Source organism: Lentzea aerocolonigenes, assembly GCF_000955955.1.
GTDB lineage: Bacteria > Actinomycetota > Actinomycetes > Mycobacteriales > Pseudonocardiaceae > Lentzea > Lentzea aerocolonigenes_A.
Genome location: NZ_JYJG01000153.1, coordinates 32,208 through 45,464, shown reverse-complemented (window position 1 = coordinate 45,464; position 13,257 = coordinate 32,208). Strand labels below are relative to the sequence as shown.

Sequence of the window (13,257 nt, the reverse complement as noted above, 5' to 3'; positions counted from 1 at the left end):
GGGCCAGGACTGGCCCGGCTCGCAGAACAACGGCAGCCGCAACCTCGTGGTGTGGGAGTCGACGGATCTCGTCACCTGGTCACAACCGTGGCTGCTCAACGTCGCGGGCGCGATCCCGGACGGGCGCAACGCGTGGGCACCCGAGGCGATCTGGAACCCGGCCACAGGTGACTACGCCCTGTACTGGGCGACGAACGCGACGCTCAACGGCGTGCTGAAGCACCGCATCTACGCCGCCCGCACGACGGACTTCCGCAGCATCACGACACCACAGCTCTACATCGATCGCCCCGGCACGCAGAACATCATCGACACCCAGATCATCGAGATGCCCGCGGGCGTCGGCAGCCACCGCTACGTCCGGGCCTCCGGCGACGGTCAGATCACGCTCGAGGGCAGCAACTCGATCCTCGGCACGTGGACCACGCTCGGCAACCTCTCCGGCATCGGGCTCACGGGGTCGCAAGTGGAGGGTCCGATGTGGATGAGGTTCAACTCCGGCACCAAGTGGGCGCTGTACGTCGACCAGTACGCGTCAGGACGCGGGTACCTGCCGGTCGTGACGACCGACCCGACCAACCCCGGCAGCTACCAGATTCCGGCGTCGGGCACGTACAACATGGGCGGGACCAAGAAGCGCCACGGCTGGGTCCTCAACGTGACCGCGGCCGAGGAGAACCGCGTGCTCGCGCGCTGGCCCGGCACCGCGGTGAACCGGTTGCAGTCGTTCAACTTCCAGGACCGGTACGTGCGGCACGCCAGCTTCGACGCACGCATCGATCCCAACGTGAACCCCGCCGACGACTCCCAGTTCCGGCTCCGGCCCGGCCTGGCGGGCTCCGGCACGGTGTCGTTCGAGTCGGTGAACTTCCCCGGTTACTTCCTGCGGCACTTCAACTACGACTTCCAACTCGTCTACAACGACGGCACCGCGCAGTTCGCGCAGGACGCGACGTTCCGCCAGGTCGCCGGGCTCGCCGACGCGAACTGGTCGTCGTTCCAGTCCTACAACCACCCCGACCGCTATCTCCGCCACTACGCCTACGAGTTGAAGCTCGACCCGATCACCACCGCGACGGGACGCGGTGACGCCACGTTCCGCGTGACGAGCTGACCCGAATTTCGGTTGCGTCGTGCGCGGTGGACCTGCTCCACTGCGCACGACCAGTCATCAGGACAAGGAGAGGTACATGCGCGAGGCGTTCGTGTTCACCCAGAAGGTATTCATCGCCTATCTAGAGGACATGACGCTTGTCGCGCACCTTGAACCTGGGAATTCTGGCTCACGTCGACGCCGGTAAGACGAGCCTCACCGAGCGGCTGCTGCACACCGCCGGTGTCATCGACGCGCTCGGCAGCGTGGACGCCGGCAACACGCAGACCGACTCGCTCGCGCTGGAACGGCAGCGCGGCATCACGATCAAGTCCGCGGTCGCCTCGTTCACCGTCGGCGACGTCGCGGTCAACCTGATCGACACGCCCGGCCATCCGGACTTCATCGCCGAGGTCGAGCGGGTGCTCGACGTTCTCGACGGCGCCGTGCTCGTGGTGTCCGCGGTGGAGGGCGTGCAGGCGCAGACCCGCGTGCTCATGCGGGCGTTGCGGCGCCTGGGGATCCCGGCCGTCGTCTTCGTGAACAAGATGGACCGCCGTGGCGCCGACGGGGAGCGCGTGGCACGCGAGGTGGCCGAGAAGCTGGAGACCGACGCGCCCGTCTACTTCGGTTCCGCGATCACCGGCGCCGGGGTGGCGGAGCTGGTCGCGGGTGTCACGACGTCGCTGGCGGTGACGGTCGCGGCCGACGGTCCGCTGTCCGGCACGGTCTTCAAGGTCGAACGTGGCGCGGCGGGCGAGAAGATCGCGCTCGTGCGGCTCTTCGCCGGCACTGTGCGCACCCGTGACCGGGTGAGAATCGGTGACAGCGAAGGAAAAGTCACCTCGATCGCGGTGTTCGAGGGTGCCTCGGCGGTGCGCCGCAACGTCGCCAGGGCGGGGCAGATCGCGAAGCTGTGGGGTCTCGACGTCCGCATCGGCGACGCGATCGGCGCCGCGCGTCGCGAACGCGTCCACCACTTCTCGCCACCGACGCTGGAAACCGTGGTGGAGTCACCTGATCGCGCGGCTCTGCACGCCGCGCTGCAGCAGCTCTCCGAGCAGGATCCGTTGATCAACCTGCGGCTCGACGGTGACGACATCGTGGTCTCGCTGTACGGCGAGGTGCAGCGGGAGGTGATCGAGGCGACGCTCGCGCTGGAGTACGGCGTGGCCGTGACGTTCCGCGAGACCAGGATGATTCGCGTGGAACGCCTCCGCGGCGTGGGCGAGGCGGTGCGGTTCCTCGGCCAGAACCCGTACGCGGCCACCATCGGGTTCCGGGTGCAACCGGGGCCGGAGGAGTTCCGGCTGGAGGTGGAGCTGGGTTCGTTGCCGCTGGCCTTCTTCCGGGCCGTGGAGGAGACCGTGCGCGACACGTTGCGCGCTGACCGGATCCGCGACTGCACGGTCACGATGACGCATTCCGGCTATTCGTCGCCGGTGAGCGTGGCGGGCGACTTCCGCGGCCTGGCGCCGATCGTGCTGCGGGAAGCGGTCCGGCGGGCGGGCACCTCGACGTGCGAACCGGTGCACCGCTTCCGGCTGGAGATTCCCGGGGACGCGCTCAGCGCGGTGCTCGTCGCGCTGGGCAAGGTCGGCGCGGTGCCGCTGACGACGACCGCAACGGTCCTGGAAGGACAGATCCCCGCGGCACGCGTGCACGAGCTGCAACGACGGCTGCCGTCGCTGACCCGTGGCGAAGGCGTGCTGGAAAGCGAGTTCGACCACTACGGCGAGCCCCGCTGACCAGCGGGGCTCGCTCAACCTGATACCCCGCTCGGCCACGGTGTCCGCGTGTCAATTCGCTGTGTCATGCCGCCCAACGCTGGAAACCGGCTCTTAGAGCAGGTTCAGCGATAAGCCAGTTGCTCCCAGGTGGTGTCCGATCGACCTCGGCCGAACGGCCGAGGCACGCCGTCCTCCCTACCTGATCGTCCAGCGAATCAGGGCCTTCGAGCCGATCTGACGGCCCGCCTCCGACCGGCACCCTCGTCTACATCGGACAGTCAAGGTTCTTGGCGCACAACGAGACGGGGACGCTCGAGCGATGGTCACGAAGATGTTGCCGATGCTGGTGGACGTTTGGCGCCACCGTCTCGGTCAGCTGCACTGCCGGCGGATCGTCGGCGTGACATGGGTGCTCGCGCTGATCGTCCTGCCGATCGCCTGGGCGGGAGATCAAGTGGCCGACATGATGGTGTACCGCAACGGCGGGCTGGCCTGGTTGCGCGACCTTCCGCTGTACGTCGACTTCCCCGGCGGACTCGGCGGCCCTGACCTGCCGTTCACCTACCCGCCGATGGCCGCGCTCCTCTTCACGAGCCTCACCGTCGCCCCGTGGTGGCTGGTGCACGCCTGCTACGTGATGGTCAGCTTCACAGCGCTCTCACTGGTGTGCGTGGTGATCGTCGGCCGGGTGCGGCCGCGTCTCATGTGGACGGTGGGGCCGATCGCCGCGATCGTGCTTCTGCAGATCGAGCCGGTGCGCTCGACGTTCGCGCTCGGTCAGGTGAACCTGGTGCTGATGGCGTTGATCGTGCTGGACTGCCTCGTGGTGAAGCCGAAGTGGCGCGGTGTGCTGATCGGGATCGCGGCCGCGGTGAAGCTCACACCGGCCATCTTCGTGCTGTACCTCCTGTTCAAACGCGACTGGCGAGCCGCGATGACGTCAGGAGTCACGTTCGCGGGGCTCGCCGTCGCTGGTTTCCTGCTGGCGCCGAAGGACTCTGTCGAGTTCTGGTTCCGCGCGATGCTCAACCCCGGCAGCAACCAGACGCTCTGGTACGTCTACAACCAGTCGCTGCACGGAGCGTTGCTCCGGCTGCTTCCCAGCACCTGGGTCGAAAGCCTGTTGTGGGTCTGCCTGTCGATCGTGGTGGTAGTACTCGGCGCCATCGTCGCGCAACGCGCCCAGGACGACATCGAGCCGATGCTCGCCATCGCGGCAGTCGGCCTGCTGATCTCTCCGATCTCCTGGTCTCACCACTGGGTGTGGTGCGTGCCCGCCATCCTCTGCTTCGCCATGCGGGCAACCACCTGGCTGCAGCGCTCGGCATTGCTCGGGGTTGCCGCGGTGTTCTTCCTGCAGCCTGCGGATTGGCTACCGTGCGGGTACGGCGAGGGGCAGGCTTGTTCCCTGCTGCAACACGCAATCGCGGACGCTTACGTGTGGACGGGTATCGGACTGCTCGTGGCACTCGCAGTGCTGCGGCGGTCGCCGATCAGAACTCAACGCCCTGGTTTCGCCGCTTTCGCGAACGCCTCGCGCACCTGAGAGTTCCAGCGACTGGCGGCGCCCCACCAGGGCGGGCGGGACGCCGGCGATGCCTGCCTCACTCCGGGCGGCCCAGAACCTTTTCGGTGCCTGCGAAGAGTTCGACGAGGAAGTAGAACGCATACCTGCCCGTGTCACCACCGCCGTCGGTGCCGCTGACGACGACCGGGTCGATGTTGTGCTCCAGCTCGACGCCGGGGGTGTCCGGGCGGCTCGCGCGCCGGTACACGAACGGGTTGGGGACGTCGTGCAACTCCTCCAGCGCAAGCCCATAAGCCGTCATGATGTCCCTGCCCGAGATCCGCCTGGTGCCGGGGTTGTACGGGTCGTCATCCGCGCCCACCCAGTCGGACAGCAGATCGACGAGCCCCAGCGAGAGGTCGTTGACGAACCCCTGGCTCGAGCCCATCGCTTCGGCCGGAACGCCTACGGCAGCGCCGAGCGAGGTGGCGGCTCGGCTGATTTCGGCGGCGATCTTCTCCTTGTACTCGGTCACGTCGCCGGAGTCGTGCTCCACGAGAAGGACACTGAGGACCACGTCGCCCGGCACATCCTCGTGGACGAGCGAATCGAGGGTCACCATGCGGACTCCGGGTTTCCCCATCTTCAGGTCGTCGACCCCGGCCGGGAAATGATGGACCGTCGACGTCTTCCGCGACGGGACGATGACGCCGACCGATCCGTGGACCTCGTCTTCGCCCTCCTGCCTGATCTGACACTCGAGTCCGGTCAACCACACGGTGATCCGTCGCTTGTCGGTCACGTACGGACCCCCTGGTTCGGGTGGCATCGAATCACTCCTCCTCGTCGGTCTCACACATGTGGCAGATCCCGCACAACGCCACCGCGGAAGTCGGACCGGTATCCGCCGCCGGCATCGGCGAGCACAGCCGGTTCGGTCACCGCTTCCCGTGTCCCGGCGTCGATCGGCAAGCCGATGGGATACGGCATCTGGTTGAGCTGCTTGGCCACGGCCTTGACGAACAGCGCTCGCAGGGAGGGCAACCCCTCCTGGCCGAGGGTGGCCCGCAGGCCGCTCCCGCCCAGTTCTGCCGTCACGTCTCTCAAGCTGATCACTTGTCCTCCCGGTGCCGTCTTCAGCCCGTGCCCTCGACGGGTTCGCCGAGCGGAACCTTCGACCACAGGGCGCCGCCTCCGGACCTTCTGCCCACGCACAGCCAAAGCGTCGTTTCGTCGAAAGTGGTCTTCAGGTCGAGGGGCCGCAGGAAGTACCGCCGGATGAACACGAGATCCCCGGTCGCGGCGTCGCGCGGCAGGCTCGGCTCTCCTGTCCCGAGCTGCACGCTCTGGCTGAGGTTGAGGTTCGCGTTGTGCACGGTCACGCCGCCCGGGTAGTCGCGATCGAAGTTGATCGTCAGGCCGTCGTTCAGGTCGTGGACGAGAGCTCGCCGGTACTCGCCTCCCTTGTCGGTGCGGTATGCCTTCTGCTCGAGGATCACGTCGGACGCCGTCACGTTCAGCACCGCGCCGTCGATCGTGACCCAGCCGTCCTTGTCGGCGTCCAGCCGGATGTCGCTGCGCACAGTTCGTTTCCTTTCCTTCGATGAGTGGTGGATCAGGCGGGATTCGCCACGCCGCTCTCGTTGACCACGAAGTGTCCGCGCGACGCCCCGTCGAAGGTGCCGTTCTTGATCCACTCCGTCAGTGCGGCCTGGTAGGTGGAATACGGACCGGCCCACGGTTCGCCGGGGCGACCGCCGTAGGGCGTGCCCGACTCCGGGGTGCAGCGATCGCCGGAGCAGCCCGCGAGGTGCAGCAGGTGGCTGCCGCACTGCACCTGCACCAGCACCTTGCCGGACGCGCCGAGGCTGTTGTAGACGGCGGGTCCCCACTCCGGCTTCGCGACCGTGTCGTCGGTGCCGTGGATGACCAGCGAGGGCGTCGTCAGTGAGGACGCGACCTCCGAGTTCCAGCCGTACAAGGAGAACGTCGGCGAGCGGTGCAGGCCCGTGCCTCCGCCCCACGTGCTGCCCAGCGGGTCCTCCTCCATCATCTGGCTCCACAGCTGTTCCTGTGTTCCCGGGATGCGGTGGCCGGTGCAGGCGGCGGCACGTCCTGGCGGCATCGCCGGGCCGGAGACGATGGAGTCCCGCGTCGCGAGGTTCGTCGGGAAGCTCGTGAAACCGTCCGGCGGGACCAGTTCCTCGGTTGGCGTGTCGAAACCCGAGGAGTGGAACACGACGCGGTTGACCTTCTTGGCGAACGCCGGGTTGGCGTGCAGCGTCGCGGCGACGTAGTTCGCGCCGAACGACCAGCCGATCAGGGTGACCTTGCGGTCCGACGGCTTCGCGTGCGCGATGGCGTAGTTGACGACCTGGCGGATGTCGCGGACGAACACGTCGGTCCGGGCGAAGCGGGTGCCGGTGGAGTGTGCGCTCCGCTGCCCGTCGAGGGGGTTGTTCAGCAGGAGCGTGCCCTGCTGGTCCAGGGGGAAGATCGGGAGGTGCGCGCGGTCGCATCCCTCGGCGTGGGAACAGCTGCCATCGGTGTTGTAGGGCCTGAGGCTCGCGTTGCCGGGATCGTCGAGGCCGTCGGCGAACCGCGTCGAACGGCCGTAGCCGAGCAGGCTGGGTGCGAAGGTGTCGATTCCCGCCTGGGCGAGCGCGCGCTGTGTGCTGAGCGTGTCGCCGTTGGGGGCGTTGTGCCGCAGGTCGAACGACGGCGTGCCAGACACTCTGCTGCCGTGCACCAGCACTGCCGCGCGGTTCGGCACATAGGCGCATTTGCCGTGGGCGTACACGGGACTGACGCGGTGCACCTGGATCTCCGCGGAGCGCCCGTCGAACTTCGGGTCGGGCATCAGCCCGGCCGGAACGGTGAACGGCAGCCATTGATCCGAGACGCTGACGCTCGTCGGAGTCGTGTCGCACCAGCCGTCCGAGGACGCGGCGGCCGTCAGGTGGCCCGAGCCGAAAGCCGCCGTGGCCAGGCTGACGGACAGGAGTAGCGACCACGTCTTCCGCGGACCGTGTGTGGTCAGTTCCATGAGTCCCTCCGATCGGTTCACGGGCTCGGGCTGAACGTGACGATCAGTTCGGGCCTGTTGGTGGTGTTCTCGCGACTGGTGAAGCGTTGTTCGGCGGCGGTGCCGGCGTTCTCGGACGCGTCTCGGACGCGGAAGCCGTGGTTGCTGCCGGCGTACATCGCCTTGACCTGGTCGGTCGCGTTCCACTCGACCCAACCGGCGTGGGAGGACGCACTGGCGGACGTTCCGGTCACGGCCGGCTGGTTGTTCCAGGTCACGCTGGATTCGGTGAACGGTGCGGCGAGCCGGTTGAGGTACAGCGTTCGGCCCGTTGCGGCGGTCGAGCTGTACAGCCGCAGCTTCGCGCCGGACACCTGGCAGCCGGCCGGAATCGCCTGGAGCGGGAAGCGGATGAGAGTGCGCGCGTTGGCATTGGCCTTGCTGCGTGCTCGCAGCGTGGCGTCCGTGCCGTGGGCGGTAGCGGGTTCGTTCTGGCCGACCCAGCTGTCACCGGTAGCGGTGGTCGTGGCCGCCGCACAGTTCGCCGCGGCCGTGATCGTGACCGAGGCCTGGTCGTCCTCCGCCAGGTTGTAGTTGCCGGGGGTGGAGTCCGGGTCGGGCTGATCGGACGTGTTCACCGTTGCGTAGTAGGTGTTCGTGCCGGCACTGGTTTTGACGACGGCCTGAAGGGTCGCGCCGGCACCCGCGGGGATCGTGCCGACCGTCCAGAGCCCGGTGACCGAGTCGTGCGAACCCTGGGACGGTGTCGCCGAGACCAGGTTCGAACCCCACCACGGACCGTTCCCTCCCACCGTCACACCGGTGGCGGCGTTGGGGCCCGCGTTGGTCACCGTCATCGTGTAGGTCACGTTCTGACCGACCGCGGGCGAGGTGGTCGAGGCGGTGAGCGTCACCGACAGGTCCGCGCCGACAGGTGTGGGCGAGACCCGCTCGCGGGCGAAGACGTTGCGGGTCGCGTAGCCGGGGGGCTCGGCGTCGAAGGCCACCACCGATCCGTCCGCCGAGAGCGACGGATCATCGCCCTGCGACACGAAGGTCAATGCGTTGGTCGTCAGGTCGGACACGTACGCGCCGGCACCGGCGGCGGTGAGGTTCGGGTTGGCGGTGTCGAAGGCGACGAAGCGTCCGTCCGCGGAGATGGACGGGTCGTTCGAGGGTTTGTGGCCGTAGGACGGGAACGGGGCGTGCTGACTCACCCACGTCGTCGTGCCCGCCCGCACATCACGGACGTAGACCTCGTCCCCGTTGTCGCACCCTCCAGGCGGAGAGCTGCACGTGATGTCACCCGAGTGCTCGATGCCGGCGAAGGCGACCCGGAGGCCGTCCCGTGAGATCGCAGGACAGGACGCCGGGAAGATCCAGGAGCCGTCACCGCGCAGGCTCACCCAGGTCTGGGTGTGGTCCTGCAGGTTCACCCTCGCGATGCCGCTGCCCGACTCGACGGCGGCATAGCCTCCGTCCGGCGAGATCGCGGGCCCGCACGAGGTGGCCCAGCCGTCCGTCAGGTACGTGGTGGTGCCGGCCGCCAGGTCGCGCACGAACACCTTGGTGCACGGAACCTCGTACGGCCAGGTACCGCAGCTGTCCTGATCGGAGTCGCTGAGGTTCGCGGCGACCGAGTAGAACACCACCTTCTGCCCGTCAGCCGAAATCGCGGGAGCGGCAGAGGTTCCGTTCGCAGGACCACCGTTCGATGCCCGGCTGACGAGCGTTGTCGTGCCATCGACGATGTCGCGCACGAACACGTTGACGCACGCCGCGAGCTCGCCCCATTCGTTGAGGCAGGTATCGGCGCCCTCGGTCGTGAAGGCGACGCGGTGTCCGTCGGCGGAGATGGACGGACTGCCCGCGTTGCCGTCCGCGCCACTGACCAGGATCGTCCTCGCGTTCACCAGGTCGCGGACGAAGACGTTGGTGTAGGCGTTGTCGTCCGAGTCGCTGAGGTTGTCCGCGTCCGAGGTGAACGCGACGAACTTCCCGTCGGCCGAGAACGAGGCATCGCGCGAGCTCCCGTCACCGGCCGTGCCACCGGGAGCCGCGCTGACGAGCCCGGTGTCGTAGGTACCTGCGGACGCCGGCGCGACCGGCGCCATCGAGATGACACCCGCGACGGCCACAACGATCAGCGCTCTGTTCATGGCAGCCACGTTCCGCGCGCGGGGAACCGCACACGACGGGGCCGGACCGAAGCACCGACCGAAGGATTTCAGCGGGCCAGTGCGTGCGCGAGGCCTTGCCGGGAATCGATGCCGAGCTTGGTGTAGGCGTTGGAGAGGTGCATTTCGACGGTGCGCAGGGTGACGAAGAGGGACTGCGCGATGTCCTTGTTGGTCTTGCCCGCGGCGGCGAGCTCGGCGACGCGGCGTTCGCTCGGAGTGAGCGCGTCGGCGCCGGTCTCGGTCATCCGCCGAGGCCGGGCGCCCGCGGCTCGCAGTTCGTCGGCGGCGCGTTGGGTCAACGATGCCGCACCGCAGCGGTGGGCCAGGTCCATGCCTTCGCGCAGCGGGTCGCGGGCCGCGGTGCGCTGTCCGTGGCGGCGCAGGGCGGCTCCGTAGTCGACCAGTGCCTCGGCCCGCCACAGCAGCGACGGCGACTCGGCGAGGATCCCGGCGGCCTGGCGGAGCTGTTCCAACCCGGCCGTGCCTCCGTGCACCAGGCCGCTCACCCGCAGCGCCCCTCCCCTGGCTCGTCGGACGCCGGTGGCGGTAGCGGCTTCGAGTGCGTCGTGAGCCAGGGAGGCTGCGGCGCTCTCATCGCCGAGAGCGTGCAGGACGGACACCAGCGCGACGCGGATGTCGTGTTCGTTGGGCACCCGGTTGCGGAAGTTCTGCGCGCGGTCGAGCGCCTCCTCGAGATCGGAACGCGCTCCGTCGAGATCACCCAGAGCGGCCCTCAGCCGGCCGGTCGTCGTCAGCAACCAGACCGACGGCATGTCGTGCTCCGAGTGTCCGTCGAGCCCGCGCCCGGCCAGCATCGCCGCGCATTCTTCGGTCCGTCCCTGGTCGAGGAGGATCTGCGCCATGAGAACGCAGGCGTTGACCCCTTTGCCCGGGCGCTGTCGTTCCATCACCAGCCGGGCATCGGCTTCGGCACCACGCAGGTCGCCGCGCCAGTGCCGGACGACGGCGCGCAGCCATCCGATCCGGCCGAGCCACTGCGGCGAGCCGGAGCGTTCCGCGTTGAGCAGCGCCCTGGACAGGATCTGCTCGGCGAGGTCGTACTGCTCGTCCGCCAGCAGCGGAAAGATGATGTTCGTCCGCCACAGCGGGTGCCCGGCGCGACTGGTGAGCGTCGGGTGCGCCGCGGCCCGGCGGGCGAACGCGACCGCCTCGGCGACGTCCCGCCCGGCCAGTGCCTTGCGGGCGACGAAGGACAGCAGCAGGCATTCGGCCGCCGTGCGTCCAGGCAGGTCGCGGAAGCGCTCGACCTCGTCCTCGAAGGACGTCGGGAGGTCACGGCTGAACAGCAGCGCGCCGAGCCGGGCCGCCTCCAGTTCGAGCGCGAGCTCCCGATCCTGCGTGCGCACCGCCGACGCCGCTTCTCGGCACGAATCCAGGTGGGGACGCAGGCGGGCCACGTCGGGATGCACCGCCCAGGCGTAGCCGATCAACGCGCGGGCGCGGACCACCGGATCGGCCGCGTCCTCGGCCGCGAGCAGGAACAGACGAGGGGCCTCGGCCGAGTTCAGCTCGTGTTCGGCGCGTGCCAGTTCGAGCACGACCTCCGGCCGATCACCGTCGGACGGGGGCTCCGCGATCGCTCGGCGCAGCAGCGCCGCGGCGGTGTCCGGCGCGCCACTGGACATCGTCCTGCGAGCCGCCTCGAGCAGCACCTCGACCACCGCCGGATCCCCTGCGGGACGGGTGCTCAGCAGGTGCACCGCGATCGTCTCCTGGTCGGCGTAGAGATCGGCCAGCAGTCGCGCCGCCGCGGCGTGCGACACCGAGCGTTCGGCAGCCGGTAAGTCGTCGTAAATGGCCGTGCGGACGATCGGGTGGACGAACTGGAGCGGGTCGCCACCCTCCAGCACGCCGAGGTCGGCGAGCGAGTCGACCAGTGAGCGCGCCGCGGCGGGACTCAGCTCGGCCAGCCGGCAGCAGTTGGCCAGTGTCGCGTGTGGACCGAGCACCGCGACCGCGCGGGTGAGCGCCGGTGCCGCCGGGTGCAGCCGGCTGACGCGCAGGAGCACGGAAGCCGCGATCCGCTCCGGTGCGAGGTGCGGAACGACCGCCGGATCGGGATCCGCACCGCGGCGCAGTTCCCCGAGCAGCTCCGCGAGCAGGAACGGGTTCCCACCCGTTGCCTCCCGGCAGGCCAGCCGCAGCGCTGCCGGTGCGTCGGCACCGAGACCGGCCTGGACCAGGTGACCGACCGCCGCTTCGCTCAGCGGCTGCGGCAGGATCGTGATCGCTGCCTCCAGCGCCAGCGACCGCAGATCGTCGCGGTGCGCCGCGATCCCCGGCCTCGCGGTCAGCGCGATGATCACCGGCAGGCCGTCGAGCCGGTGCGCGAGGTGGTTGAGGAAGCGCAGAGACGGCGCGTCGGCCCACTGGGCGTCGTCCACGGAGAGCACCAGGGGCGCTTGCTCCGCGAGGTTCGCGACCAGCCAGTACAGCCCGTGCAGTGTCGCGTAGGTGACGTCGCCGCTGTTCTCCTGGACATCGGTCGCGGTGAACACGGGGGCGGCCAGGCTGGCCGCACCGGCCAGCAGCCGATCGCGTTCGTCCTCGGCGGCGCCGGCCACCTGTGCCTCGAGCAGCTGGCGGACGATCCCGAACCCGAAATCGCGCTCCAGCTCGCCACCTCGGGCGGCCAGCACGGTCGTTCCCCCGGCGCGGGCTCGTCTGCGCAACTCCGCGAGCAGGGTCGTCTTCCCGATGCCGGGCGCACCTTCGATCAGCAGGACCTGGCCATCGCCGGTCAGGGCTCGGGCGAGGGCCCGGTCGATCTGACCGAGGTCGTCGTCGCGGTCGAGTAATCCTTCGGTCGAAGCTGCGGGCATTCCCCGTTGGTGCATCGGTTCGCCGCCTCGATCATCAGCCCATGTGCCCTGACAGTCGGTGTGCGGCAGCGTCCTGTTACCCGTTCGGCAACTCCACACCGGACGCGGGCGCCCGGCTCGCCCTGCTGGAGGACCTGTACGACCCGGCCACCCGCCGGCACCTGGACGGCCTGGGCGTCGGTCCCGGCTGGCGGTGTCTCGAGGTCGGCGCGGGCCACGGCTCGATCGCCGGCTACCTGAGCGACCGCGTCGGCCCGGCGGGACACGTGCTCGCCACTGACATCGACACCAGTGTGTTCGCGGCGCCGCCGGCCCCGAACCTGGAGCTGCGCACGCACGACATCGGCGCCGACGCGCTGCCGGAGGCGGCGTTCGACCTGGTGCACGCCCGCGCCGTGCTGGGTTTCGCGCCCCTGACGGCGCTGCAGCCGATGATCGCGGCTCTCAAGCCGGGTGGATGGCTGCTGCTGGAGCAGATGAGCTCGGCGCCGACCGAGTGCCTCGAGCCCGCGGACGACGAGGCCGCCGTCCTCGCCCACCAGATGCGGCGCGCGATCAACACCCTGATCGTGCGGCGCGGCGGTGACCCGGGCCTCGGCCTCCGGGTGCCGCAACTGGTGCGCGGTGCTGGGCTGAGCGACCTCGGAGGTGAGAGTTTCGCGGTGCCACTGCGCACGCGGCCGGTCGCGAGGTTCACACTGGCGACGGTCGACCTCGTCAAGGACCAGATCGTCACCGCCGGCCTGATGACCGCCGCCGACGTCGACCGGTACCGCGCCTGCCTAGCCGAGCCCGATCGGTTGTTTCCCGCGGCGCTGTGGATGGTCTCGGTGTGGGGACGGCGGCCGCATTGAGTGAGCTGCTGTTACATCCGGCTGT

The 13,257-nt window shown here is 69.2% G+C and carries 10 protein-coding genes; 4 read left to right on the top strand and 6 right to left on the bottom strand.

Annotation, left to right across the window (positions count from 1 at the left end; translation table 11 throughout):
• The 3 genes from UK23_RS22430 to UK23_RS22420 form a co-directional block, all read left to right on the top strand.
• Window positions 1–1,114: glycoside hydrolase family 43 protein (locus tag UK23_RS22430; protein ID WP_045313551.1), on the top strand; the 1,114-nt coding region annotated here is incomplete at its 5' end.
• Between the two features lie 137 nt (window positions 1,115–1,251).
• Complete coding sequence (locus UK23_RS22425; RefSeq protein WP_045313550.1) at window positions 1,252–2,841, top strand: elongation factor G; 1,590 nt, start codon at window positions 1,252–1,254, stop codon at window positions 2,839–2,841.
• 301 nt (window positions 2,842–3,142) lie between these two features.
• Window positions 3,143–4,369: a glycosyltransferase 87 family protein gene (locus UK23_RS22420; protein ID WP_052684939.1), complete on the top strand. Its 1,227-nt coding sequence runs from the start codon at window positions 3,143–3,145 to the stop codon at window positions 4,367–4,369.
• 58 nt (window positions 4,370–4,427) lie between these two features.
• On the opposite strand, the gene UK23_RS22415 is transcribed toward UK23_RS22420, so the two are convergent.
• The 6 genes from UK23_RS22415 to UK23_RS22390 all read right to left on the bottom strand — a co-directional run bounded on the left by UK23_RS22415 (window position 4,428) and on the right by UK23_RS22390 (window position 12,378).
• Window positions 4,428–5,132 (bottom strand): hypothetical protein, encoded by a 705-nt coding sequence (locus UK23_RS22415; protein WP_045313549.1) that lies wholly within the window; start codon window positions 5,130–5,132, stop codon window positions 4,428–4,430.
• A 50-nt stretch (window positions 5,133–5,182) separates the two neighbouring features.
• Entirely contained in the window at window positions 5,183–5,428 is a 246-nt protein-coding gene (locus UK23_RS22410) for a hypothetical protein (RefSeq protein WP_156213313.1), read from the bottom strand.
• A gap of 38 nt (window positions 5,429–5,466) precedes the next feature.
• A complete protein-coding gene (locus UK23_RS22405) occupies window positions 5,467–5,913 on the bottom strand; it encodes a hypothetical protein (RefSeq protein WP_045313547.1) in 447 nt (148 codons plus the stop codon).
• A gap of 32 nt (window positions 5,914–5,945) precedes the next feature.
• A complete protein-coding gene (locus tag UK23_RS22400) occupies window positions 5,946–7,376 on the bottom strand; it encodes an alpha/beta fold hydrolase (RefSeq protein ID WP_045313546.1) in 1,431 nt (476 codons plus the stop codon).
• Between the two features lie 17 nt (window positions 7,377–7,393).
• Window positions 7,394–9,514 carry a DNRLRE domain-containing protein gene (locus UK23_RS22395; RefSeq protein ID WP_045313545.1) on the bottom strand — a complete coding sequence of 707 codons (2,121 nt, stop codon included), beginning with the start codon at window positions 9,512–9,514 and terminating at the stop codon, window positions 7,394–7,396.
• A gap of 68 nt (window positions 9,515–9,582) precedes the next feature.
• Window positions 9,583–12,378, bottom strand: coding sequence for a helix-turn-helix transcriptional regulator (locus UK23_RS22390; protein ID WP_045313544.1), 2,796 nt, complete (start codon window positions 12,376–12,378; stop codon window positions 9,583–9,585).
• Between the two features lie 41 nt (window positions 12,379–12,419).
• Between UK23_RS22390 and UK23_RS22385 the strand changes: the two genes are divergently transcribed.
• Complete coding sequence (locus tag UK23_RS22385; RefSeq protein WP_045313543.1) at window positions 12,420–13,232, top strand: methyltransferase domain-containing protein; 813 nt, start codon at window positions 12,420–12,422, stop codon at window positions 13,230–13,232.
• Window positions 13,233–13,257: the final 25 nt, after the last annotated feature.

Bases quoted from the DNA above. Each gene is read 5' to 3' on its own strand.
- UK23_RS22385 (WP_045313543.1), top strand. From the start codon at position 12,420: ATGTGCCCTGACAGTCGGTGTGCGGCAGCGTCCTGTTACCCGTTCGGC.
- UK23_RS22400 (WP_045313546.1), bottom strand. From the start codon at position 7,376: ATGGAACTGACCACACACGGTCCGCGGAAGACGTGGTCGCTACTCCTG.
- UK23_RS22395 (WP_045313545.1), bottom strand. From the start codon at position 9,514: ATGAACAGAGCGCTGATCGTTGTGGCCGTCGCGGGTGTCATCTCGATG.
- UK23_RS22420 (WP_052684939.1), top strand. From the start codon at position 3,143: ATGGTCACGAAGATGTTGCCGATGCTGGTGGACGTTTGGCGCCACCGT.
- UK23_RS22390 (WP_045313544.1), bottom strand. From the start codon at position 12,378: ATGCCCGCAGCTTCGACCGAAGGATTACTCGACCGCGACGACGACCTC.